Below are 24,257 nucleotides of genomic sequence, written 5' to 3'. Positions count from 1 at the left end.
GCATATACATAGGTGACTCGATGGAAACGACCCAAGCCGCTGCTTCCCGCGAAGCAGCCACAATCGATCCGCCCGCGAAGCAGCAGCGCCGCGTACCGTGGATGCGTATCGCGGTGGGCGCCGTGGTGGTCGTCGTGGCCGCGGCCGCGCTCGACTGGCTGTTCGTGTTGCGCCTCCAGGAAAGCACCGACGATGCGTATGTCGGCGGTGACGTCACCGTGCTCGCGCCGAAGGTGAACGGCTTCGTCGACAAGATCCTCGTGACCGACAACCAGCGCGTGAAGGCCGGCGACGTGCTCGTGCAGCTCGATGCGCGCGACTACGATGCGAAGCTCGCGCAGGCCGCCGCGGAAGTCGACAGCGCGCGCTCAGCAGTGACGGAACTCGAATCGAAGCAGCAGCTGCAATACGCGGTGATCGGCCAGCACGCGGCGGACCGCAATGCGTCGTCGGCCGAGCTCACGCGTGCGTCGTCCGACCGCGTGCGCTACCGCGAGCTCGTCAAATCCGATGCGGTGTCGAACCAGATCGTCGAGCGCGCGGATGCCGACTATTCGAAGGCGGATGCGGCCGTCGCCCGCAGCGACGCCGCGCTGCTCGCGTCGAAGCGACAGCTCGACGTGCTCGGCGCGCAGCTCGCCGATGCGCGGGCCCGCGTGAACACGGCGCTCGCCGCGCAACGCGTCGCGGCGCTCAACGTCGAGTACACGACGATCCGCTCGCCGGTCGACGGCTACGTCGGCAACCGTACGAGCCGCGTCGGGATGCTCGCGAATGTCGGCGTGCCGCTGCTGACGGTCGTGCCCGCGTCGGGGCTGTGGATCGACGCGAACTTCAAGGAAGACCAGCTGCGCAAGATGCGCGCGGGCGATCGCGTCGACGTCACGCTCGATGCGTCGAGCACGCGCCTGCACGGCCGTGTCGACAGCCTCGCGCCCGCGACCGGCGCGACCTTCAGCGTACTGCCGCCCGAGAACGCGACCGGCAACTTCACGAAGATCGTCCAGCGCGTGCCGGTGCGCGTGCATCTCGATCCGCAGCCGGGCCTCGAGCACGTGCTGCGCCCCGGCCTGTCCGCGGCCGTGACGGTGCACACCGACCACGCGAACTGACCCGGAGCCGACCATGACCACCGCGTTTTCCGGCGACCCCGCGTCGCAACCGACGAAGCAGCGCGTCTTCGCGTTCGCGCTGATGTGCGTCGGCTTCTTCATGGCGACGCTCGACATCCAGATCGTCGCGTCGTCGCTGCGCGACATCGGCGGCGGCCTGTCCGCCAGCCAGGACGAGCTGTCGTGGGTGCAGACGGCCTACCTGATCGCCGAGATCATCGTGATCCCGATGTCGGGCTGGCTGTCGAAGGTGATGTCGACGCGCTGGCTGTTCGTCGCGTCGGCGGTCGGCTTCACGATCACGAGCATGCTGTGCGGGCTCGCGTGGGACATCAACTCGATGATCCTGTTTCGCGGGCTGCAGGGCGCGCTCGGCGCCGCGATGATCCCGACCGTGTTCACGACCGCGTTCGTGCTGTTCCCGGGCAGGCAGCGGCTGATTGCGTCGACGACGATCGGCGCGCTCGCGTCGCTCGCGCCGGCGATCGGGCCGGTGATCGGCGGCTGGATCACCGATCAATGGTCGTGGCACTGGCTGTTCTACCTGAACCTGGTGCCGGGCATCGCCGTGGCCGTGCTGGTGCCGCGCTACGTGCATATCGACGAACCCGACCCGAGCCTGCTCAAGCGCGGCGACTATCTCGGCATCGCGCTGATGTCGGGCTTCCTCGGCTGCCTCGAATACGTGCTCGAGGAAGGCCCGCGCAAGAACTGGTTCAGCGACGACGCGATCGTGATCTGCGCGTGGATCTCCGGCATCTGCGGCTTCCTGTTCATCGTGCACGCGCTGACCGCGGACGATCCGGTCGTCGACCTGCGCGCGCTTGCCGTGCGCAACTTCGGGATCGGCAGCCTGCTGTCGTTCGTGACGGGCATCGGCATCTTCGTGACGGTGTTCCTCACGCCGCTGTTCCTGTCGCAGGTGCGCGCGTTCAGTTCGCTGCAGATCGGCATCGCGCTGCTGTCGGTCGGCGCGTTCCAGCTGCTCGCGCTCTGCGCGTATGCGTTCGCCGCGCGCTACTTCAGCATGCGCGCGCTGCTCGTGTTCGGGCTTATCTGCTTCGGCCTCGGCTGCTACCTGTACACGCCGATCACGCACGACTGGGGCTGGCGCGAACTGCTGCTGCCGCAGGCATTGCGCGGCATCGGCCAGCAGTTCAGCGTGCCGCCGATCGTGACGATGGCGCTGGGCTCGCTGCCTCAGTCGCGGCTGAAATCGGCGAGCGGCCTGTTCAACCTGATGCGCAATCTCGGTGGTGCGATCGGCATCGCGGTGAGCGCGACGATGCTCAACGACCGGCTGAACTTTCACTACCTGCGCCTGAACGAGCACGTGAGCGCCGGCGAGCCGCAGATCGCGTCGCTGCTCGATCGCCAGGCCGCGTACTGGACCTCGGTGGCAGGCAACACGCTCGATACCGCGCAGGCCGGCCTCGCGAACCTGCACCGCCTGATCTATCGCGAAGCGCTGACGCTCACCTACGCGGATGCGTACTACGCGCTGTCGCTGTGCTTCATCGTCGCGCTGATCGCCGTCGCGTTTTCCCGTCCCATTACCCTGAACGCGCCGCCGCCGGACGCGCACTGAAGCAGAGGTCATCGTTATGAAAAAGCTACTCGTCGCGCTGGCCGTCAGCGCGTTCGCCGCCGGCTGCGCGGTGCAGCCCGCGCAGCATCCCGCGCTGCACGATTCCGTTCAATCGCTCGCGCCCGCCGCGTGGGACATCGACGTGCCGCGCGCGGACATCGATGCCGCCGCGTGGTGGGCGCGCTTCCACGATCCCGTGCTCGACCGGCTGATCGCGACCGTGCTCGACGGCAATCTCGATCTGCAGGCCGCCACCGAGCGCGTGAAGCAGGCGCAGGCGCTGACCGTGCAGAAGCGCGCGGCGCTGCTGCCCGAACTCGACGCGACCGCGCGTGCATCCGACGCGCGCCAGAACACGCCGCCGCCGCTCGGCTACGTGCGGCAGGCCGGCATCGGGCTCGCGCTGAGTTGGTCGCCGGACGTGTTCGGCGGGGAACGGCTCGACCTGCTGGCCGCCCAGGCCGAGCTGGTCGGACAACAGCATGCGGAAGATGCGATGCGGCTCGCGCTCGCGGCCGATGCGGCGTCCGCGTACGTCGACCTGCGCTGGGCGCAGCAGGAACTGAAGATCCTGCAGGACAACGCGGCGATCCGCCGGCATGCGCTCGAGCTTACGCGCAAGCGCCAGGCGTTCGGGCTGTCGACGGAACTCGACGTCACGCGCGCGCAGAACCAGCTCGATGCGCTCGAAGCGCGGATTCCGCCGACGCAGGCGCAGATCGCGCATCAGCTCAACCTGATCGCCGTGTATTCGGGCCGCACGCCCGAATCGGTCGACCGGCTCGTGCTCGCGCAGGCCGGCGCGATTCCCGCGCCGCCCGCCGGGTCGCCCACCACGCTGCCGTCGCAGGCGCTGCTGCGACGGCCCGACGTGCTCACCGCTTACGCGCAGGTCGAACGGCGCGCGGCGCAGGTCGGTGTCGCGAAGGCCGAGCGGTATCCGAAGTTCTCGCTGAACCTGGCGGACGGGATTCTTGCCGCGTCGTACCTCGGGTTGCCGACGCTGACCGACAACCTGTTCAGCGCGGCGTTGAGCGCGACCAGCCCGATCTTCAACGCGGGGCGGATCACAGCCGACATCACGCAGAGCGAAAGCCGGATGCGCGAGTCGGAACTCGGTTTGCGGCAGACGATGCTGCAGGCGCTGCGGGAAGTCGAGGATGCACGCGCGAACCTCGTCAGCAGCGATGAAGCGGCACGGCGGCTCGACAGTGCGCTGTCGGCGTCGGACAAGGCGCTCGGCCTGGCGAATCAGCTCTACAAGGGCGGTGCGACGGATTTTCTGGATGTGCTGTCCGCGCAGGAGGTCTATCTGCGGGACTCGGATGCGCTCAATCAGGTGAGGCGCGAGCATGCGCTCGCCGCGGTCGCGTTGTATCGGTCGCTTGGCGGCGGGTGGAGCAGGAACGATGCGGCGGGCGGGACGAACACGCAAGCGGTGGCCGTCGCGGCCACGGTCGCGAAGGACTGACCGCGGCCACCCTGCAACGCCTCCGTCGCCCGTGCATGCAGGGAGTGCCGTGCCGGCGGCGCGCTCAGCCGGCGTCGGGCCACCGGTATCCGATCACCTCGCTCAGCGGATACGCGAGCTCGCGCACCTCGTCCAGCTGATTGCCGCCGAACAGATGCACGTGCTCGTCGTCATGACGCAGATAGAACCCGACGTGGCCTTTCCAGCTCGCAGGATCGTCGCGCGTGAGGATCGCGATGCAGCCGTACACCGGGCGCGTCAGCGGCCGCCCCCACTCGAGCCACGAACGCGCGAGCGCCGACCCCGTGCCACGGATGCCGGCGTGCGTCATACACCAGTTGACGAACGACGAGCACCACGAAATCTTGTCGTCGTAGCCGACGAGATTCGTGTGGTTGTTGTATTCGACGATGCGCGGATTGATGCTGCCGGGCGGGAAACGGCGGATGCCCAGCTCGGCCAGCGCGACGGACATCCACGGCGGATGACCGGATTGCGGATTGCCTTCGGGATTCGATCGGATCACGACGGTCTCGGATTCGGTGGTCGGATAGAGGGTTAATGGTCGCACGAATGGCGGCGTTGTGCGTGCACCGCTTCGTGAGCAGCCCGCGATATCCGACCACCATCGTCTACTCGATTTCCGACACAGGCGCGAACAATGGGCCGGATTTTTTCGCCTTTCGCATTCATGCGAATTCCGGATGCGGGATACGGGATTCGAGCCATTCCGCGAGATCGACTAACATCTGATCAATCGTCGATCTCCAGAACACCTCCTCCGGAAAAGGGCCACGCGCCATGACTACCCGCTCAGACGGCACCTTGTCGTCCGGCATCGCCGACACGTCGAACCCATCAAGACAGGGCACCGGCGCAAACCCGCGCGTCATTACGCTACCGGCGCATCTTCGGCAGATTCCGTCGTGTGACGGGATTCCCGACCTGTTCAATACCTATCTGGTCAATATCGGCTTCCTGCTGTTTTTCGGCACGATGTTCGTCGGGCTGCTCACCGCGCCATTCGGCGATGCGTCTTTCGCGCGAGGCGGCTTCATTGGATTCGTTTTGTGGCTCGGCATATTGGGCTGCCTCGCGTGGGCGGTGGTCGTCGTCATTCGGGCCATGAGGAATACCGGCGGCTGGTTTCATATTGATGCAACCGGCTTCCGATATGGGATCGGCAAGCGCTCGAATGCGGCGGCCCTGCAGCAGGAACAACACATCGAATGGCATGAAGTCGTACCCAGCCAGGACCTGCGCTGCGATGTCGAATACGACACGGCATCCCGAGTGGCCATGCGCCCCGCGAGTTTCCAGTTCTGGCGACGCGGTGCCAAGCGCGAACCGGCGACGCGATTCACGCTGCGCACGAGTCTCGTGGATTACGACGCCGACAGTGCCATTCGCTGCGTTCGCTTCAAGAATCATCACGAACTGGTTGTCGCGCTGCTGTGCGGCCTCGCGCATCAGGGGCTGCGTTTCAATCCGAGGACGTTCATCGCCGCGGGGATTCACCCTGAAACCTGGCAGCCGCTCGCAACAGCACGACGCCCGGCGATGATCGCTTTTTCGATCATCGTCGCGCTCGGGCTTCTCGCTTTCTGGGCATGGGGGCGCATGTCGCTGCCCTTTTCGCTGGCGATCCTGATCGTTTCCTTCGCGTATTACTGGGCCGAGGGCAGGTACGCTTTATCGCCGGATATCAAGCACTATCCGCACGATCCGATCGTGTTCCGCATCGACGACGACGCTCCAGCCGACGACGCGAAATCGTAACGGACCGGGCGGCCGTGCACGAATCGCGTCGGTTTGCCGGCTGCCATTCCGAGGCCGCTCCGCATCGCGCAGAAGCAGCCGCGTCGAGCCCCCTTCCCGTCACTCCACCGTCACCGATTTCGCGAGATTCCTCGGCTTGTCGATATCCGCGCCGCGCAGGCACGCCGCGTGATAAGCGAGCAATTGCAGCGGCACGACGTGCAGGATCGGCGACAGCAGCCCGTAGTAATCCGGCATCCTCAGCACCGACACGCCTTCGCCGTTGTCGATCCGCGTATCGGCATCGGCGAACACGTAAAGCTGCCCGCCGCGCGCCCGCACCTCCTGCATGTTCGACTTGAGCTTCTCGAGCAGCGCGTCGTTCGGCGCGATCGTCGCGACCGGCATCGCGTGCGTGACGAGCGCGAGCGGCCCGTGCTTCAGCTCGCCGGCCGGATACGCTTCCGCGTGGATATACGAAATCTCCTTGAGCTTCAGCGCCCCTTCGAGCGCGATCGGGTAATGCAGCCCACGCCCCAGAAACAGCGCGTTTTCGTGGCGTGAGAACTCCACCGACCAGCGATGATCTGCGGCTCGAGCGCGAGCACGCTGTTCGAGCGCGTCCGGCAGCCGTCGCAGTTGCGTCGCATAGCGGGCAAGCTGCGCATCGTCGACATAGCCGCGCAGCCGGCCAAGCGTCACCGCGAGAATGAACAGCGCGACGAGCTGCGTCGTGAACGCCTTGGTCGACGCGACGCCGATTTCCGGGCCGGCGCGCGTCAGGAACCGCAGGCTGGTCTGACGCACCATCGCGCTGGTCGGCACGTTGCAGATCGCGAGCGTGTCGACATGACCGAGCGCCTGCGTGTACTTGAGCGCGGCAAGCGTGTCGGCCGTCTCGCCCGATTGCGACACGCTGACCACCAGCGTATTCGGCAGCGCGAGCGCGTCGCTGTAACGGTATTCGCTCGCGATCTCGACCTGCGCGGGCAGGCGCGCGATCGTCTCGAGCCAGCGGCGCGCAGTCAGGCCGGAATAGTAGCTCGTGCCGCACGCGAGAATCAGCACGTTGTCGATCTGCTCGAACGCCCGCGCGGCATCCGGGCCGAATGCCGCCGGATCGAACAGCCCCGCATCGGGAATGGTCGCGGCCACGGCCTGCGGTTGCTCGAAGATTTCCTTCTGCATGAAATGCCGGTACGGTCCGAGCTCGACCACGCCCTGCGTCGACGAGACGGTCTGGATCGGGCGTTCGACCGGCGTGCCGCCGCGCTCGAGAATTCGCACGCCGCCCGGCGTCAGCTCGACGATGTCGCCTTCCTCGAGAAAGATGAAGCGATCGGTGATGCCGGCGAGCGCGAGCGCGTCGGACGCGAGAAAACATTCGTCGTCCTTCAGGCCGACCACGAGCGGCGAGCCGACACGCGCGCCGATCAGCCGCTGCGGCTCGTGCTTGCTGAACACCGCGATCGCATATGCGCCGTGCAACTGCGACGTCGCATCGCGCACGGCGGCGAGCAGGTCGCCGCGATACTTGCTGTGGATCAGGTGCGCGACGACCTCGGTGTCGGTCTGGCCGTCGAATTCGTAGTGCTCGTCCGACAGTTGCCTGCGCAACGTTTCGTGATTCTCGATGATGCCGTTGTGCACGAGCGCGATTTCGTCGCGCGAGAAGATCGGATGCGCGTTGCAGGTGGCGGGCGCGCCGTGCGTCGCCCAGCGCGTGTGCGCGATGCCGGTGGTGCCGGACAGCCCGGCGCTGCGCACGTGCGCGTCGAGATCCGCGACGCGTGACACGCTGCGCTCGCGGCGCGCGTGGCCATCGACGACGGTCGCCACGCCGCATGAATCGTAGCCTCGATATTCGAGGCGGCGCAAACCTTCGATCAGAATCGGAACGATGTTCCGTTGCGCGACCGCGCCGACGATGCCACACATGACACGTCTCCTTCCCTTTGTCCGTTCATGAACCGCGGGCCGAACCGTGCGCCGTTGTATCAGCGCGATCCGGTCACCGTGACCTCCGCCGTCGTGAACCCGCATTTGGCGGGCGCGAGCGGGTCGGTCATCCTGTTTTCGAATGCCAGGTACAGTGCCTCCTCCAGTACATTCCAGTGCGGGCCGTGACGATACGGGCCCGAGCGGGCATACCAGCACGCAACGGTGTTCCAGTCGTTCATCTTGTATGCGACCAGCGCGATCAGCCCCCACGGAAAATCGGAGCCGGCGAGTTGCATCCAGGTCTTGCCGTACTTCTGCATCCACTGCGCATAGATCCGGTCGTTCGACTGGTCCGGCACCTGGATGCCCGACAGGATCGGGAAAATCTGCGCGACTTTCGCCGGATAGAAGCTCGCGTCGCTGATCTTCTGCGTGCTCGCGCGAAAGCCGGATTGCGTGCCGCGCCAGAACACCTTCACGATCGCCGACGACAGCCGGTCGGCGCGCTGGCTCCACGGCGCCGCACGCGCGGCGTCGCCGCGGCGCATGTAATACGCGGCGAACGCCTGGAACGCGCTGTGCACCTCGACGTTGTCCATCAGCAGCGCGACATGCAGCGACGACGAGATCTGATAGACGCCGGTCGGCTTGTCGAGCAGCGCGTCGAGGTGCGCGCCCGCGCGGTTCAGGCTGAGCTCCCACGCGGCCGGCATCCCGTCAGGCGGTGCGAAGCGCGCGAGCAGCTCGATCCAGGTCGCCATCATCGCGTCGTCCGCGTCGGCTTCCGCGCACCGGTTCGTCAGGCCGTCCTTCACGCAATAGCGGTCGAAGCCGCCGTCCGGGCGCTGGCGCGGCAACAGCCATGCGATCCACGCGAGCGCCGACTGACGGGCGTCCATCCGCGTATCGGCCGCGGCAAGCAGCGCCTTCGCCGCGAAATAAGGATCGATGCCGGCCCCGTTCAGGCGCACGGTGATCGCGCCGTCCGGGCGTTGATACAGCCCGTTGAGCTGGAGTTCGGCGGCGCCCGCGGGCAGCACGGAGCAGCACGCGGCGACGCAGCAGGCAACGCGCCACGCATGGCACAGCCTGACGGTGGCCGCCACGCACGTGCGTGCGGCGGGGAAAAGCGCGGGCCAGTTCATGATGTGGGGCTCCTGCGCGGTAGTCCTGCGCATTCGTCGCCGAACGCGGCGTTGGCCGCGTCGCGTCCGGCGAACAGGTCGACGGTGTGACTCAGTGCAGCTTGACGCTGCTGAACTTGAGGCTGGTACCGCTGGTCGCGGTCACGAGCCAGTACGTCGAGTCGGTGATGCCGATGGTGCCAATGCCTTGCGTGATGATCGGCGTCCCGAAGCTGGCCTTTGGCAGCAGCCACGTCATGTTCGCGAGGCTCGTCGGGTGGCTGGCCGAGAAGGCCCAGCCGGTGCCCGTGTCGGTGGCCGACCACGTGACGTTCAGGCGTGCGCGGTCGAACACCGTGATGTCGGTCATCGTGTACCACCTGAACTGCCCGGTCAGCTTCAGCGAGTTGGCCTGCGAGAAGATGGCGGACAGCGTCGACGTGTACGACGACGCGCCGAGCGGGTGCGCATAGATCAGCCGGCTCGTGCGGTTCGCGACGACGAAGTTCATCAGCGACGCGTACCAGTTGTTCACGTCGCTCGTCGGCACCGCAAACTGCTGAAACTCCTCGAACGTCGCGTACTTGCCGAACGGCATCACCGGATAAGCCCACAGGCCCGGGTTCAGCATCGCGCCGTTGCGATACGCGCGGGTCGGCGCCGAGCCGGTGTGGCCGGTGAAGTAGTACCCGTTGAAGCCGTTGCTCTGGAGCCAGTTCACCGACCAGGTCGGCGTGTTGCCTTCCGGCGCCGCGTATTCGACGTCCGGCTGAGCGGTCACGGCCTGCACGGCCTGATGGTTCATCACCAGATACTGCGTGAACGTGCTCGCGTTCGTTTCGCTTGCATTCGCGCCCCAGTAGTCGTGGATCCAGCCGCCGTGACTGCCGACGCGATGCCCCTTGAGCAGGAAGTACTTGAGGAGATTCTGCGCGGACGGATTGTTGGCGAGATTGATGCCGCCTCCGTCGCCGAAGGCTGCTTCGTCGGGGCCGGCCGTCACCACGAGCGAGAACGGCCCGTTGTTCCACACACCGAGGCTCTTCAGGTAAAGCGCCGGCTGGATCTGGTCGCCTGCGCAGAAGTGCCAGTTGAACACGAGCCCGGCCTGCGCCTTCGGCAGCGGCGACAGCGACGGCAGGTTCAGCAGCTTCATGCCGAAATAATGCAGGTAGCCGTGGATCAGCATCCCGTCGGTCTGGCCGTCGAGGTAGGCCAGCGGCAGGTTGACGAACAGCACGCCACCGTTGCCGTACGTGTTGTAGCCCGATACCAGCCCGAACGTCGGCGAAGTCAGGATCGTGGTGCCGGTGTACGTGCCTTGCGTGACGAAGCTCGGATAGGTCAGGAAGCCGTATACGTAGCCGGAGATCCCTTCGAGCGTGTCGGTGGTGGTGGCCAGCGTGGATGCCAGCGTGTTGGCGGTCGTGCCCGTCGCGGTGCTCAGCAGCGAGCCGGCGCTATACGAAGTGGTCTTCTTCAGCTTGCCGGTCACGGCGCCCGTGATCTTCGGGAGGGACTGGCTCAGCACGCCGCTGCCGGCGGGCGGCGTCGAGTACTGGAACCACGCGCCGTGGTTGTAGTTCGCGAGGCCGCCCGGGTTCGACGGGCTTGCGGGCAGGAACAGCGCGCTGCCGGACGTGGACGTCGACTTCGATGCCGAAGTCATCGACGTGCCGGAGCTGCTCGTCGACGCGAACGACGTCGCGGGGCTGGCGGTCGTGCCCGACGCAGTCGTCGTCCAGGCCATCGACTTGCCCGGAGGCACCTGCAGCGTGCGCAGCCAGCTGCTCATGCCGGTCACGGTGCCGAGGCCGATCATGTTGCCGCCGTATTGGTCATACAGCACGTAGTCGACGCCGGCCATGCTGCTGAAGCGCGATTTCGGGCTCACGTAGAAGCCCGCCGAGTTCAGTACGCCGAAATCATAGACGAGCATCACCTTGCCGCCATTCAGCGCATAGTTCTGGATTGCCGTCACGAGCGTGTCGGCGGCCGTCGTATGAATCTGGTCCGGCAGGATCAGGCCCGGATACTGCGACAGCGTCGAGCCGGCGGCCATGAACTGGCTGTCGGTCATCACCTTGATCTGCAGCCCTTCTTCCTGCGCGGTATCGAGCCACGCGGACACGCGCGGATCCGGCAGTGTCAGCGTGTCGGGCACCAGCAGCAGCAGCTGGTTGGTGGCCGCCCGGACGACGCCCGGACTGAATGCGATCGCGAGCGCGAACAACGCAAACAGAATCCGCAAGAACTTGCCTGACTTTGCCAACATGGTGTGCTCCTCGCTTCAGGAATGAGTGGCGCGCGGCGGCAGCGCTGCGCGTGCCGTCAGGTCAACCAACCTTGCCCGGCGGATGTGTGGGGCTGCCCGGTTCGTCGAGCATCGAACGGCATCTGCCATCGGCAGCCCGACTGATCAATCCGTCCCGGCGTGCCGCGCCGTCTTCTCCGGGGAAAACGAATCGATGCGACGAAGGAGAAGAAGCGAACAACGTGCCATTGGCGCCAGAGCCCCGGTCGCGCTCGCTTCGTGCGCCGGGCTTCCGGCGGGCCGGCCGAAAACGCGGCCGAATCGTTTCATCACTGATACGGCGGCGTTTGCGCGCGATCTCCGCGCGAACCATCTAAGGATTCGTCAGCGAGCCGGGCCAGCTCGCGCAGTAGGTGTAGAGCGTAACCAGCAGGCCGATCAGCAGCGGGCCGCCGAGCAGGAAATAGCAGAACGGCAAGAACAGCAGCGAGCCGTGATGGATGATGACCGCGTGCAGCAGCATCACGAACGGCAGCGCGAACACGAAATAGCCGACCACGAGCACCGATGCGACGATCTTTTGCAGCAGCGAGAAGTCGAGCGGGTAGTAAAGCGCCGCCATCACCAGCGGAATCACCGCGATCGCCGCGCCGTGCAGCACGAACATGTCGCGCAGATGCAGCATCGGCACGTACGGAAACGCGCCCGGCGCGAGCCAGAAATACGCGCAGATCAGCAGCTGCGTAAAGCTCGCGATACGTAACAGATATGCAACGGGCAGCCACTTCGCCCGCCGGAAAAACGACGCGCCGAAGCCGATCGCGCAAATCGCGGCGGTCACGGCCAGCTGCGTTGCGCTCGGCATCCGCGCGGCGAGATCGATCGAGAGCAGCGCCACGCGCGGCGCGTCGGGCGGATAGCCAAGCGCGATCACGTGCAGCGCCGGATCGAGCTCGTGCGCGCCCCAGGCGAGGACCGCGCGCCAGTAGCGCCACGCCAGCGGCAAGCCGAGCCACAGCAACGCATAGAGCATCGGGGTGAGCAGCACGATCGACGTCAGCCAGCGCTGCGGATGCGGGTGGATCCGCAGCGAGCGGTCGACAGGAGGACGGACGGGATGCGTCTGCATGGCGCCCGCCCCCGCTACCAACGATAGAACACGCTCAGCTCGCCGCCGATCCGTGAATAGTAGGGGTTATGGTAGTAATCGAATTCGAGTTGGGTACCCCACTTGCGCGTGAACCAGTAGCGCCACTTCGCGGAAAGCTCGTGACTGCGGAAATCCGCGATCTGCGAGCCGGAACCGGTGATCTGATACGCCTCGCGGCCGAACCCGCCGCGCAGCACGATCACGCTCTTGCCGACTTCGCCGTAGGTGACGGCGCCGTAGTACTGGGGCGCCTTCACCGAACCCGGCGAATCGACCGTATAGTTCGCGCCCGCCTCGAAGATCCACTTCGGCAGCGCGTACCAGATCACGCCGGCGTGATACAGCTGATCCTTGTGGCCGCTGCGGTTGCGTGCATAGCCGGCGCCCAGCGACACGATCAGCGAACGGTCCGGCAGCAGCTTGCGGTTGATCGACAGGTCGACGCGCATGCTCGGCAGGATCGTCCCGGACGTGGTGCCGGCAAAGCCGATGCCGCCGAACCAGTTCGGTCCCATGTCCTGCACGTACGTCAGCGAGCCGAGTTGCGTGTTCTCGCCGAAACGGTGCAGTTGCGCCAGCTCGCCGAGTATCGTGCGGCCGCCGTCCTGATAGATGCCGCGCACATGCACGCCGTACCAGTTGCCATACCCGTGCGTCAGGTGCGCACTGGACACGCCGAGCGACATCTCGGCATGCGATTCGCTCGGCGCCTGCACGTGCGCGATCACGGCGTCGGGCAACGGCGGCCGATTCGTATCCTCGGGCGTGAATTCGGCGAGCGACATGCCATCCGGCAAGCCTTCGGGCGTCACGCGCACGAACACGGGAGCGTCGAGCGTGCGCGGCACGATGACGGGCGAGGAGACTGGTGCAGCGACGGGCGTAGCGACGGGTGCCGCAACGTCGGGCGACTGCGCGGGTGGCGGCGCGCCGGCATCATCCGGCTGCGCCGCGAGCGCCGGCAGCGGGCCGACGGCGACGCCGTACAGCACCGCCAGGGCGGCGACCGGCGCGCGCGCGCCGCGACGACGGAAACGATCGGACATGAGAAGGCGCTCCTTAACGGGATGCGTGGAACCAGCCGCTGCGGCAGGCGACGAGGTCGCCGTGCACGCAGGCATGACCGATGACCGAGACGTCGCGTGCGCAGGCGCTGACGGGATGTCCGGGGGCGCCGATGCGCCCGCCGGTCAGGCGCAGCAGGCCGCCCGCGGACACGACGCCATCGATGCAGCTGCCGCTCGCGAGCAGCACGTCGTCCCGCGCGAACACCGCGCCGTGCAGGAATGCGTGGCGTTCGAGCTCGACGCGATGCGCCTTGACGCTGCCACGCAGCACGCAGCCGTCGCCGAGCACCAGCGTGCCGTCCACCACGAGGTTGCCCTGCACGACCGTGTGCGCGGGCAGACGCACATCGCAGGGCAGCAGGTAGCGGCCATGCACGTAGCGATACGGCAGCTTCGCGAAGTGGCGCGTCAGCGAGACCGCGCGGCGCGGCGCGCCGGCCGTATCGGCGGCCGGCAGCTCCGGGGCCTTGCCGAACACGATCGGCTCGCCGTACAGGCACACGAAGCCGCCCGCGCCGTGCAGGTACATCGTCCCGCCGACCACGACGCCGCGCAGCACCGCGCTTTCGACGTCGATGTGCGATGCGTGCGCGAGCATGCCGATCGTCGCGCCCGCGTGAATGTCGATGCGCTGCTCGGCGAACGCATACGCGGCCCGCGCGCCGCCGTCGAGCGTGATCGCGCGATCCGCATACAGCACGTCGTCGCAATGCTCGTGACGCAACACGCGAATCTCTTCGTCATGCCGCACGAGCAGCCCCAGCGCGTGCCACGGCGGCGCGGCGGACGGATCGGCCGGCGGCGCATCGTCGGCGTGCATGCGCAGCGCATCGTGCCAGCGCGCGGCGAGCAGCGCCTGGTCGACGAACGGTCCGTCGCCGATCGGCAGCGCCGCGACGTCGCTGCGCCGGATCAGTTCATGCAGCAACGGCAGGAACGGCAGGCTGAGCACCCCGGCCACCGGCACCATCACATTGAAAGTCGTCATCGTTCATCGCCCCGGTTTCAGTTGCCGGCGAAAGCGCTCGGTCTTGTCCCATTTCAGTTCGCGGCGCAAGGCGACGTCGAGCGCGAGCCCCCACAGCGCGGACACCACCGCCGCAATCGTCACGCAAAAGCCGACCACGTTGACCGGCACGAGCCGCAGGCGGGTCGCGCGACCGTCGAGCCGGGCGGCGACGACGATCTCGAAGAACACGCCGAAATTGCCGAAGGTGCTGAAGCCGAACAGCGCGAACAGCGACACGAGCAGGCCGAGCGCCGTCGAGTTGACGCCGTTGAGCAGATAGAGCGTGATCGCGGTGGCCCATGCGATCGCGAGCAGCGCGGGCATCAGGAACACGCCGAGCAGCAGCGCGCCGTCGAGCCGGCAGCGCCGCGACAGCAGCGGATTGCGCAACACCGGGCCGAGATAGCGCAGCAGCGTCTGGTTATGGCCCTTCGCCCAGCGCGTCAGTTGGCGCGCGCGCACCGCCCAGCGCTCGGGCACTTCCTCATAGCATTCGGCGTGATTCAGGTAGACCGTGCGCCAGTCGCTCAACAGCAGGCGATAGGTCATGTCGGTATCCTCGGCGAGTGTGTCGTCGCACCAGCCGCCGACCGCATCGAGCGCGCTCTTGCGGATGCCGCCGACGGTGCCGCCGTATTGCGGCACCAGGTTCAGGTTGTTGCGCGCTTGCTGATTGACCTGGTAGCCGCCCGCGCGCTCGAGATCGAGCAACCGTGCGAGCAGGTTGCTGTCGGCGTTCTGCGGTACGACGCGGCCCATCACCGCGCCGACTTCCGGATCGAAGAACGGCGCGACGAGTTCCTTCAGCAGCCCGGGGCGCGGCAGGTAGTCGGCGTCGAACACCACCATGATGTCGCCGCGGATGAAACGCAGCGCATCCTTCAGCGCGGCGGCCTTGCCCGGCTTGCCGCTCTCGCGGTGAAACGGCTTGACGAGATCGGGCGCCAGCGCCTGCACCTCGTCGATCAGCGCACGCGTGTTGTCGGTCGAACGGTCGTTGACCGGAATGATCGTGAGCCGGTCGCGCGGATAGGTCGTCGCGAGCAACGCCATCAGGCAATCGACGACGACGGCCTCCTCGTTGTGCGCGGCGACGAACACCGTGAGCCGCGGCCATTCGCCGTGGGTAATCGTCTGATAAGGCGCGTGCTGCGGCTTGAACAGGCGGTCGAGACTGAATACGTAATGCCGCGCGGCGTAGACGCACGTCAGCAGCGTGAACAGCCACAGGTACGCGACGCCCGGCATCAGCAGCGTGTCGAGATCGAACGTGATTGGCGCGTCGTCGGCCCGCGTCGTTTGGAGCAGCGCGTTCGCATCGGTCGACTCGCGCACCGCGAGCGGCGCGGCATCGCGCACGCTGTGCCCGGCCGCATCGGCCGCCGACATGCCGACGCGCACCGCTGCGGCCGCCGGCCGCGTGGCGGTGTCGCGCACGGCCAGCGAGCAGGCCAGCACGATCAACAGCAGAATGCCTTCGATGCAGAGCGACACAGACCGACGGTTCTTCATGTCCTGCCCCCGTGCCGGCGACGGCGGCCGCCGAGCGTTGGAGCCCGGGCCGTGAGTCGCGCGGATGTCAATGGGAAGCGGCTGCACGTTCGTCGCGCATGCGCGGCCTTCTTCCGCGCAGGACGAGCGTGGTGTGCCGCCTTCCGGATTCGCTGCTGTGGCGCTCCGTCCGCTGTCGTAGCAACACGTCGGAACGCGCCTGTCCGGCCAGAACAAGCAAGCGGCGAGCCATCGGCCGCCGTGCCGCGTGCGGCAAGGGCTAGCCAGCAAGCGGCGCGCGCGGTCGGGGCCGCGGGCGGAGTTTTTGATTCATCTGCGAATCAGCTTTTCGGCGATACGCGCGGCCCGGACTCGCGCCGCGTACGCATCCGGCGGCGAATCGTCTGCTCATCGCGCGCGTGTCGCCTTGCGCGACGCGGCTCACGAACGCAACCGATCGCGAATCGCCGTGACATGCGCCGTGGGCGGCAAGCGTGCGCGGCGCCCGCCGCGGTGCGCCACTGATGGGCGCGACACGGATGCGGCCGCGTCATTCCGGCCGCGCGTTACAGATACGCAACATTTCGAGCCTGTCAGCCCGCACGACGCCGGCGCTGCTCCGCGGCGACGAAATCACGCGTGCGCGACCGGAATCGGATGCGCGATGACGCTGCGTTCATTGCCCAGACAAAATTCGCATATCGAAGCGATTCAATGCGCTTCGAAGGATGCATGACGTTCGACCGCCCACCGATGCACAACACCCATCGCTGTTCGCCGAATGATGCGAGCGTGCCGATCGCACGCGCGGCCGCCCGTTTATCTGCGTCACGACCGCCCGCCGATGGGGCGTCCGTAGCAGTTGTGAAACGTTCCTTGACGAACCGCGCGGGCTCCGCGATCCGGACCATTCCGGAGGGCGGCTGGTTTGAATATTGCTGTATCGAACGCATGGACACCCACCGGGTGCGCCATCGCGTGGCAGTGCGAAAGGTGTGACGGAAGACGTGACGATCGATACAGCGAGGAACGCTCATGACGTGATCGACGAGATCCAAGGTAACGGGCGTAGTCCGACGATTGCGTGGCGCAGACCGCGCGGATAGAAGCGGCGCGCTCGCCCGCACCGCCGCCGCATGTCGCGCGGCCGGCGCCGGTCGGCGCGACCGCGTGCGGGCACGGGACGGTTCGCCAGCCACCCTGCTTGGCGCCAGGTACCGGGTCGTACGGTGCGCAGAAGCTCAACGAGGATAACGATGAAAAAGATCTTGCTTGTGTTCGGGACTCGGCCGGAAGCCATCAAGATGGCGCCGCTCGTGCGCGCACTCAAGGCGCGCAGGGATGTCGACGCCCGGGTATGCGTCACCGCCCAGCATCGGGAAATGCTGGATCAGGTCCTCACGTTGTTCGGCATCAAGCCAGACTACGATCTCAATCTGATGCGTCAGAGCCAGACGCTGACCGACGTGACGACCGGCATCCTGCAGGCGATCGGCGTCGTTTTCGAGGACTTCCATCCGGACGTCGTCCTGGTGCACGGCGATACGACGACGACGCTGGCCGTGAGTCTCGCCGCGTTCTATCGCTACCTGCCGGTCGGACACGTGGAAGCGGGATTGCGCAGCGGCGACATCTGGTCACCGTGGCCCGAGGAACTGAATCGCCGCGTGACCGACGCTGTGTCGTCATGGCATTTCGCGCCGACCGGCCAGGCGCGCGACAACCTGTTCAGCGAAGGCATCCCGGTGGGCGCGGTCGTGATGACCGGCAACACCGTGATCGACGCGCTGCACGACGTCAAACGGATGCTCGATCACAATGCCGAGCTCAACGATACCGTCGCCGCGCACTTTCCGTTTCTCGAGCCGTCGCGTCGCGTCGTGCTGATCACCGGCCATCGCCGCGAGAGCTTCGGCGAGCCGTTCCGGCATTTCTGCAACGCGCTCGGCGCGCTCGCGAACCGCTATCGCGATGCGCAGTTCGTCTATCCTCTGCACATGAATCCGAACGTGCGCGAGCCGGCGCGCGCGCTGCTCGGCGACGTGCCGAACATTTATCTGATCGATCCGCAGGAATATCTTTCGTTCGTATTCCTGATGTCACGCGCGCATTTCATCATCACGGATTCTGGCGGCATCCAGGAGGAAGGGCCGGCGCTCGGCAAGCCGGTGCTCGTCACGCGCGAGACGACCGAGCGCCCCGAAGCGATCCAGGCCGGCACCGCGCGGCTCGTCGGCACGGATCAGGAACGGATCATCTGGGAAGCGTCGCGGCTGTTCGACAGCGAGAGCGCGTATGAGGAAATGGCGCGCGCGAGCAATCCGTATGGCGACGGCCATGCGAGCGAGCGGATCGTTCACGCGTTGATGCATATGCCGGGGGCGAGCGCGAACGCGACGAGCTTTTCGATGGGCGCCGCCGAGATGCCGTTCAACGCGCTCGCGCTGGGGTTGCAGGCGTTGCGCTCGCCTTGAAGGATCGTCCGACGGCATCCCGACGGGCGGCGACGCGGGCGCGTCGTTGCCCGTTGCCCGCTATCGAGCCACCGCATCGGCCATCGATTGCGCCTGCGCGATCAGCCGCGGGTAAATCCGCTGGGACGCCACCTGTTTGGCGAAACACGCCTGCCGCGCGTCCTCGGGCACGCGCGCCGCGCTGCACGCCGCGATCGGGCGCAGCGTCACGCTCTTCCACAGGATGTACACCCGTTGGCCCTGCCGCACCGACACGGCCAGCGTGTTCGGCCCGTCCGGCACGCCGTCCTGGCTTTCGCCCAGCAGCAACGCCTTCACGACGCCGTCGGCCGGCTGCCGCTTGACGGGCACTTCGGCGAAGCGAAACGCCGCGGCGTCGTCGCCGAACACATTCGTGTAAAGCGTTTCATTGTCGAACATCGCGGCGACGTCGTCGGTCGGCTTGATGCCCGCATCCGCGGTACTCGCCCACGCCTTCAGCAGCGCAACCGTCGTGACGACCAGATTCGTCTTGCCGTCCTCCGACTTGAAGGACAACCCGTCCGGCCCCGACGGCATTCCGTCGACCGGGCCGACACTCTGCACGGTGCCCTCCGCCTTCGCGGCAAACCCTCTCGCGCGGACCGTGCCGATCAGCTTCGCGAGCCGTGCATTCACGTCGGCCGTGTACTGCTTGTCGAGGGCCGCCCGATCCTCGATGCGCGCCGCCGCCACGGTCGCCGTGGCCTTGTTCCGATAGGCAAGATACGAATCCGCCGGCGATGCGATCACCTTCGCCCCGACCGCGGCGAGCAGCGCCGCGACCACCACCACCCCCGCCCCGACCTTCAGTCTTGATATGCGCTTCATTTTTTTGACGTTACCGAACCCCGCGCCGACAGCGAAAACGGCTGCCGTCATCGCGCGGCAGTCGTCCCTCAGAAACGCTTCATTCTAACGTCGCGCAGGCTTCATTCGTCGACCTTGAACGCCGATACCAGTCGCGTCAGTTCCGCCGCCTGTTGCTTCAGGCTCTCGGCGGCCGCCGCGCTCTCCTCGACCAGCGCCGCATTCTGCTGCGTCATCTGATCGAGCGACTGCACCGCGTCGCCGATCTGGTCGATGCCCGCGCTCTGCTCCAGGCTCGCCTCGGCGATCTCGCTCATCATCGCGCTGACGCCCTGCACCTGCGACACGACATCGCGCATCACCTTGCCGGCCTCGCTGACGAGCCGCGACCCGGTGTTCACCGTGCCCGCGCTGTGCTCGATCAGCGCCTTGATCTCCTTCGCCGCCTGCGCGCTGCGCTGCGCGAGGTTGCGCACTTCCGCGGCGACGACCGCGAACCCGCGCCCCTGCTCGCCGGCCCGGGCCGCCTCGACTGCGGCGTTCAGCGCGAGGATGTTCGTCTGGAACGAGATGCTGTCGATCATCACGATGATCTCTGAGATCCGCTGCGACGCATCGCTGATCTGCTCCATCGTCGACACGACTTCGCCGACGACCTGCCCGCCGCGCGACGCCGTATCGGATGCGCCGGTGATCAGCTTCGCGGCCGTCGTCGCGGTTTCGGTGTTGTTGCGCACGACCGCGGTGATTTCCTCCATCGACGAAGCCGTGCGCTCGAGGTTGCTCGACTGTCCTTCGGTGCGCTCGCTGAGATCCGCGTTGCCCGACGCGATCTGCGCGGAGCCGGTCGCGATCGACGCGGACGCCGCGCGAATCCGGTGCACGAGCGTCGACAACGACAACACGAAGCGGTTGAACGCGTCCGACAACTGTCCGATCTCGTCCTCGCTCTCGACCGTCATCCGGCGCGTCAGGTCGCCCTGGCCGCTCGCGATCTCGGACAGCAGCGTCGCCGCGCGGCGGATCGGCGCGGCGATCGCGCGCCCGACCAGCCAGATCACGATCAGCGCGACGCCGAGGCCCACCACCGCGGCGACCAGCGCGGCGCTGCGAATCGCACGCGTCACCGGGCCGAGCAGTTCGGCCTGCGGCACTTCGACGACCACGTACGCATTCAGCTCCGGAATGAACGACGTCGCGATGAAGCGCGCACCGCCGTCGCCATCGTAGCTCAGGTATGCATACGGTTTGCCGGCCAGCAGCGTCGACGCCGCGTCGCCGGGCAGGCCCGCTTCATCCTTCAGGAAGTGCTTGCCGTCGATCAGCGACGTATCGCGATGCATCATGATCGCGCCGTCCGGCCGCACGAGGTACGCGAACCCGGTGTCGCCGATCCGGTACGCGGCGATGCCCTTCGCGAGCGCATCGACGGACAGGCTCATGCTGGCCGCGCCGATCGGCGCGCCGTCGAGCTCCACGCGGCTGTTGATGAACATCATGTAGCCGCCGAGCGTGACTTCGCGATCCATGTTCACGTCGAAGGCCTTGCCGGATGCGAGGAAGTTCGTCAGCCACCGATCCTCGCCGGTGACCTTGCGCTGCAGGCCGCCTTCGTTGTAGTAGTTGCCGCTCTTCACCGACACCCACTGCACGGACGCCGCCTTCTGCTCGTCCTTCACGTTCTTCGCAAGCTGGACCCAGTTGCGCGTGCCGGCATCGGGCTCGCCGTCGGCTTCCCATTGCAGCAGGAACGCATCGCGCGCGAGCAGGCGCGACGCGGCAATCGGTCCGGCCATCTGGCGCTGCACGTCGGCCCGGATGCCGCTGACGGCCGTCGGCAGCTCTTCGCGGACGACGCGATCGCGCACCGCGTGACCGATCAGGCGGACGCTCAACCCGCTCGAGATCGCGACGAACACGAGCAGGCAACTCGTCATGCTGAGAATCAGCTTGTTCTGAATGGACAGCTTGCGCCAGAAATGCATGGGGAACCCTCGATAACCGCTCGGTCTGAGCCAGCTTGGGTTATCGGCAGGCACACGCAAAATCGCATCGCCGATTTCACATGTCCGTCATGCGGGATCCGATATGTCGTCGACAGGCGAGCGTGGCGGGCCCGCCGAGCGTCGCCCGATCAGTATGCGACGAAGATCGTCACGCGGCGGTTGCGCGCCCGCGCGGGCGCATCGTCGCCGGCGACGAGCGGCTGCGTGTCGGCTCGCCCGATCGCCGCGAGCCGGTGCGGCGCGACGCCGCGTTCGGCCAGATAGCGCACGACGCTGCCCGCCCGCGCGGATGACAGCTCCCAGTTCGATTCGTATTTCGCGTTCGCGATCGGCACGCTGTCGGTATGCCCCTCGACGAGTATGTCGCCGGTCGCATGCTCGCTCAGCGCCCGCGCGATCTCGCTCAGCACCGGCGTCGCGTCGGGCAGCAGGCGCGCATCGCCGACGTTGAACAGGATCTTCGCATCGATGCCGATCTCGATGCCGTGCGGCGCCCGCACGAGCGAGATGCGGCCATTCGTCTTCAGCACATCGAGCGACGTTAGCCATGCGGGCGCGCGCTCGGGTGTCGCAGGTGCGGCCGCCGTCGCACTTGCCGCACCGCTGTCGTGCCGCGCGAGCGTCTGATAGCGCGCATCGAGCGCGTTGTATTTCGCGAGCTGCAGCACGTACAGCGCGAGAAACAGCACCATCAGCGTCGTGATGAGATCCGCGTAGGAAATCAGCCAGCGTCCGGACTGCGCGCCTTCCGCTTCATCGTCGTCGCGGTCGGCGGCGGCCGAAACCGCACGCGCGCCGTCAGTTCGAGCCGTCATGTCGAAGCTCCCGGTGCGTCATGCGAGCGATTCCTCCGCGCGGCCGCGCACGTCGCCGGTCAGCCGCGTTTCGATCGTATGCGGCGACTCCTTGCGCGAGATCGCGAGCAAGCCGTCGAGATACAGCTTGCGAAACCGCAGCTCGCTGTCGATCTGCGCACGCAGCTTGCCGTAGAGCGGCAGGAACACGAGGTTCGCGAACGCGAGGCCGTAGAGCGTCGCGATGAACGCAACCGCGATGCCGGGCCCGAGCTGCGCCGGTTCGAGAATGTGGCTCGTCACCTGCACCAGCCCGAGCACCGAGCCGAGAATGCCGAACGTCGGCGCATAGCCGCCGGCCTGATGCCACACGCGCGCGGCCGCGAGCCGGCTGCGCTCGTACGCGTCGAGCTCGCGGTGCAGCGCGTCCTCGAGCACGGCGGTCGACACGCCGTTCGCGAGCAGTTCCAGCCCGCGCCGCGCGAACGGATGAATGCCGCTCACGTCCATCGATTCGAACGCGAGCAAGCCGTCGAGCTTCGCGCGATCGCCCCACTCCAACAAGTCGGTCAGGTGCTTGCGATCGACTTCCTGCGCGCGCACGAACGCGAGCCGCAACTGCTTCACCGCATCGAAGAAGCGCGCCCACGTGTTCTGGATCATCACCGCGCCGAGCGTGCCGCCGAGTACGATGACGAGCGCCTCGAACTGGAACAGCATCGAGAAGTGGCCGCCTTCCAGCGCGAAGCCGAATACGATGGCCGCGCCGCCGAGCACCACGCCGGCCAGGGTCAACAGGTCCATATGCGTCTCCGTCGGGTCGAGTGTTACGCGTCGGATGCAGCCAGGGGCGCGGACGGCGCCGGCGCCTTGGCGACACGCACGGCATCGAGCACGCGCTGCCCGATCTCCTCGATCTCGATCGGATCGAGCTTCAACTCGCGACGCATCACCCACGACACCTCGTTGCGCCGCGCCTCAGTCATCACCGAGAACAGCTTGTCGGCCACCGCGCGATCATCGAGGCTCGCGATCAGCTTCGCGAGATCGTACGTGTCGAATGCGCTGATCACGTCGAACAGCGTGCGCTGATCGATCCACACGATGTCCTCGAGCGCGCGCACATCGCCGCCGGCGCGGGGGCTGCGGCGCGAGAAATACGCGACGCCTTTCTGCTCGACGTAGCCGAGCACCTTCGACTTGCGGAACGCGAACACCTCGTCGGCGATTTCGCCGTGCGACAGCTTGTTGAGCAGCAGCTTCCGGTCGACGCCGATCAGCGCCTCCAGGTCGGCCAGCTCGATCAGCTCCAGCTCGCTGTTGATCGACAGGTCGAGGTCGTGATCGGCGACCTGCTGCGCGCGATCGATCACGCGCGCCGCATCGAACGTGACAACCTGGCGCGCATCCGACGAACCCGCGTAATCGGTCGCGCCGCCGGCATGATCGGCCTGCGCGGCTTCGATCGTGACCAGATTGAGCTTCTCCATGCGGTGCAGCATCGCGAGCACGTGCGGGCGCGAATGGCCGGCGATCGCGCGACAGCGGCGGATCACGTCCGCGAGCGGCACCGACGTTTCCACCGCATGCGCCTGCATCGGCCGGCGCGACCACGCGTCGTCGGAGCCGCGCGTGTCGGCGCCCGCCATCAGCGACAGCACATGCGCATACGACAGCACGCCCGGCATGAAGTCGGCGTGCGTATAGGTCGCGAGCTGGTCGTCCTTGCGCTTCACGCGCCGGATCATCGTGCGCACGACATGACGAAGCAGCGCGGACACGTGCTCGATTTCTTCGTCGAGCACCGCGGCCGGCACGACCGTGAGCTGACAGAACGACAGCGCCTTCGCGGTATGCGCGCGAGGCTCGGCCGCGAGCAGCGCCGATTCGCCGAAGAACTCGCCGCGCCCGAGCGTCGCGACGACGACGCGCTTGTCTTCGCAGCGCGTCGACAGCTCGACCTTGCCGTCGGCGATCAGGAAGATGACGGGCTCGCCCGCGAAGCCCTCCGAGTAAATGATTTCTCCGGGCGCCGCTGTACGCGTCCACGATTGCTGACGATTCACGTCGATCCCCCTGCTGCGCTGAATGTTGCGGACTGCGCGTCGCCTGTCGGAAGCATGCGATCGCGAGTCATCCCCGTGACTCGTTTACGTCATCGGGCGCAACATCCTTTAGGGAGTTCGCACT

At 66.9% G+C, this 24,257-nt stretch carries 19 protein-coding genes; 5 read left to right on the top strand and 14 right to left on the bottom strand.

Going from position 1 to position 24,257, the window contains the following annotated elements; all coding sequences use genetic code 11:
- Positions 1 to 20: 20 nt before the first annotated feature.
- From ACP26O_RS25265 to ACP26O_RS25255, 3 genes are read left to right on the top strand one after another with little or no spacing between them, the layout of a single operon-like run.
- Positions 21 to 1,112 (top strand): HlyD family secretion protein, encoded by a 1,092-nt coding sequence (locus tag ACP26O_RS25265; protein ID WP_175663227.1) that lies wholly within the window; start codon positions 21 to 23, stop codon positions 1,110 to 1,112.
- 13 nt (positions 1,113 to 1,125) lie between these two features.
- Positions 1,126 to 2,700, top strand: coding sequence for a DHA2 family efflux MFS transporter permease subunit (locus ACP26O_RS25260; RefSeq protein WP_175663228.1), 1,575 nt, complete (start codon positions 1,126 to 1,128; stop codon positions 2,698 to 2,700).
- A 16-nt stretch (positions 2,701 to 2,716) separates the two neighbouring features.
- Positions 2,717 to 4,171, top strand: coding sequence for an efflux transporter outer membrane subunit (locus ACP26O_RS25255; RefSeq protein ID WP_175659664.1), 1,455 nt, complete (start codon positions 2,717 to 2,719; stop codon positions 4,169 to 4,171).
- 64 nt (positions 4,172 to 4,235) lie between these two features.
- Here the strand turns inward: ACP26O_RS25255 and ACP26O_RS25250 are convergent, their stop codons facing one another.
- Entirely contained in the window at positions 4,236 to 4,646 is a 411-nt protein-coding gene (locus tag ACP26O_RS25250) for a TIGR02594 family protein (RefSeq protein ID WP_006752595.1), read from the bottom strand.
- A 326-nt stretch (positions 4,647 to 4,972) separates the two neighbouring features.
- On the opposite strand from ACP26O_RS25250, the gene ACP26O_RS25245 reads away from it, so the two are divergent.
- Positions 4,973 to 5,950, top strand: coding sequence for a hypothetical protein (locus ACP26O_RS25245; protein ID WP_175663229.1), 978 nt, complete (start codon positions 4,973 to 4,975; stop codon positions 5,948 to 5,950).
- 99 nt (positions 5,951 to 6,049) lie between these two features.
- On the opposite strand, the gene glmS is transcribed toward ACP26O_RS25245, so the two are convergent.
- The 8 genes from glmS to ACP26O_RS25205 form a co-directional block, all read right to left on the bottom strand.
- On the bottom strand, positions 6,050 to 7,867 hold the full coding sequence (gene glmS, locus ACP26O_RS25240) for a glutamine--fructose-6-phosphate transaminase (isomerizing) (RefSeq protein WP_426356337.1): 1,818 nt from the start codon (positions 7,865 to 7,867) through the stop codon (positions 6,050 to 6,052).
- A 59-nt stretch (positions 7,868 to 7,926) separates the two neighbouring features.
- Positions 7,927 to 9,015: a hypothetical protein gene (locus tag ACP26O_RS25235; RefSeq protein WP_175663230.1), complete on the bottom strand. Its 1,089-nt coding sequence runs from the start codon at positions 9,013 to 9,015 to the stop codon at positions 7,927 to 7,929.
- Between the two features lie 91 nt (positions 9,016 to 9,106).
- Complete coding sequence (locus ACP26O_RS25230) at positions 9,107 to 11,269, bottom strand: polysaccharide deacetylase family protein (RefSeq protein WP_175663231.1); 2,163 nt, start codon at positions 11,267 to 11,269, stop codon at positions 9,107 to 9,109.
- Between the two features lie 352 nt (positions 11,270 to 11,621).
- Positions 11,622 to 12,377, bottom strand: coding sequence for a hypothetical protein (locus ACP26O_RS25225; protein ID WP_175663232.1), 756 nt, complete (start codon positions 12,375 to 12,377; stop codon positions 11,622 to 11,624).
- A gap of 14 nt (positions 12,378 to 12,391) precedes the next feature.
- Positions 12,392 to 13,444, bottom strand: a complete 1,053-nt coding sequence (locus ACP26O_RS25220; RefSeq protein ID WP_165752642.1) for a YaiO family outer membrane beta-barrel protein — start codon at positions 13,442 to 13,444, stop codon at positions 12,392 to 12,394.
- Positions 13,445 to 13,457: 13 nt separating this feature from the next.
- On the bottom strand, positions 13,458 to 14,453 hold the full coding sequence (locus ACP26O_RS25215; protein ID WP_011660390.1) for a polymer-forming cytoskeletal protein: 996 nt from the start codon (positions 14,451 to 14,453) through the stop codon (positions 13,458 to 13,460).
- A gap of 3 nt (positions 14,454 to 14,456) precedes the next feature.
- Positions 14,457 to 15,986 (bottom strand): glycosyltransferase family 2 protein, encoded by a 1,530-nt coding sequence (locus ACP26O_RS25210; RefSeq protein WP_175663233.1) that lies wholly within the window; start codon positions 15,984 to 15,986, stop codon positions 14,457 to 14,459.
- A gap of 572 nt (positions 15,987 to 16,558) precedes the next feature.
- A complete protein-coding gene (locus tag ACP26O_RS25205; RefSeq protein WP_175663234.1) occupies positions 16,559 to 16,918 on the bottom strand; it encodes a hypothetical protein in 360 nt (119 codons plus the stop codon).
- 303 nt (positions 16,919 to 17,221) lie between these two features.
- On the opposite strand from ACP26O_RS25205, the gene wecB reads away from it, so the two are divergent.
- A complete protein-coding gene (wecB, locus tag ACP26O_RS25200) occupies positions 17,222 to 18,439 on the top strand; it encodes a non-hydrolyzing UDP-N-acetylglucosamine 2-epimerase (protein WP_011660387.1) in 1,218 nt (405 codons plus the stop codon).
- Between the two features lie 60 nt (positions 18,440 to 18,499).
- Here wecB and ACP26O_RS25195 read toward each other — a convergent pair whose 3' ends face one another.
- The 5 genes from ACP26O_RS25195 to ACP26O_RS25175 form a co-directional block, all read right to left on the bottom strand.
- Positions 18,500 to 19,339, bottom strand: coding sequence for a hypothetical protein (locus ACP26O_RS25195; RefSeq protein WP_244103673.1), 840 nt, complete (start codon positions 19,337 to 19,339; stop codon positions 18,500 to 18,502).
- 50 nt (positions 19,340 to 19,389) lie between these two features.
- A complete protein-coding gene (locus ACP26O_RS25190) occupies positions 19,390 to 21,252 on the bottom strand; it encodes a methyl-accepting chemotaxis protein (RefSeq protein WP_175663236.1) in 1,863 nt (620 codons plus the stop codon).
- Between the two features lie 149 nt (positions 21,253 to 21,401).
- Positions 21,402 to 22,088 (bottom strand): OmpA/MotB family protein, encoded by a 687-nt coding sequence (locus ACP26O_RS25185; RefSeq protein ID WP_175663237.1) that lies wholly within the window; start codon positions 22,086 to 22,088, stop codon positions 21,402 to 21,404.
- 18 nt (positions 22,089 to 22,106) lie between these two features.
- The gene (locus tag ACP26O_RS25180) at positions 22,107 to 22,871 is read right to left on the bottom strand and encodes a flagellar motor protein (RefSeq protein WP_175663238.1); all 765 of its coding nucleotides are present in this window, start codon (positions 22,869 to 22,871) and stop codon (positions 22,107 to 22,109) included.
- A gap of 23 nt (positions 22,872 to 22,894) precedes the next feature.
- Positions 22,895 to 24,133 (bottom strand): Crp/Fnr family transcriptional regulator, encoded by a 1,239-nt coding sequence (locus tag ACP26O_RS25175; RefSeq protein ID WP_175663239.1) that lies wholly within the window; start codon positions 24,131 to 24,133, stop codon positions 22,895 to 22,897.
- Between the last annotated feature and the right edge of the window lie 124 nt (positions 24,134 to 24,257).

This window comes from Burkholderia sp. R-40, from assembly GCF_049942845.1.
Classification (GTDB): domain Bacteria; phylum Pseudomonadota; class Gammaproteobacteria; order Burkholderiales; family Burkholderiaceae; genus Burkholderia; species Burkholderia ambifaria.
Note: the sequence above shows the minus strand (reverse complement) of the source record. Positions and strands in the feature narration are given on the sequence as shown.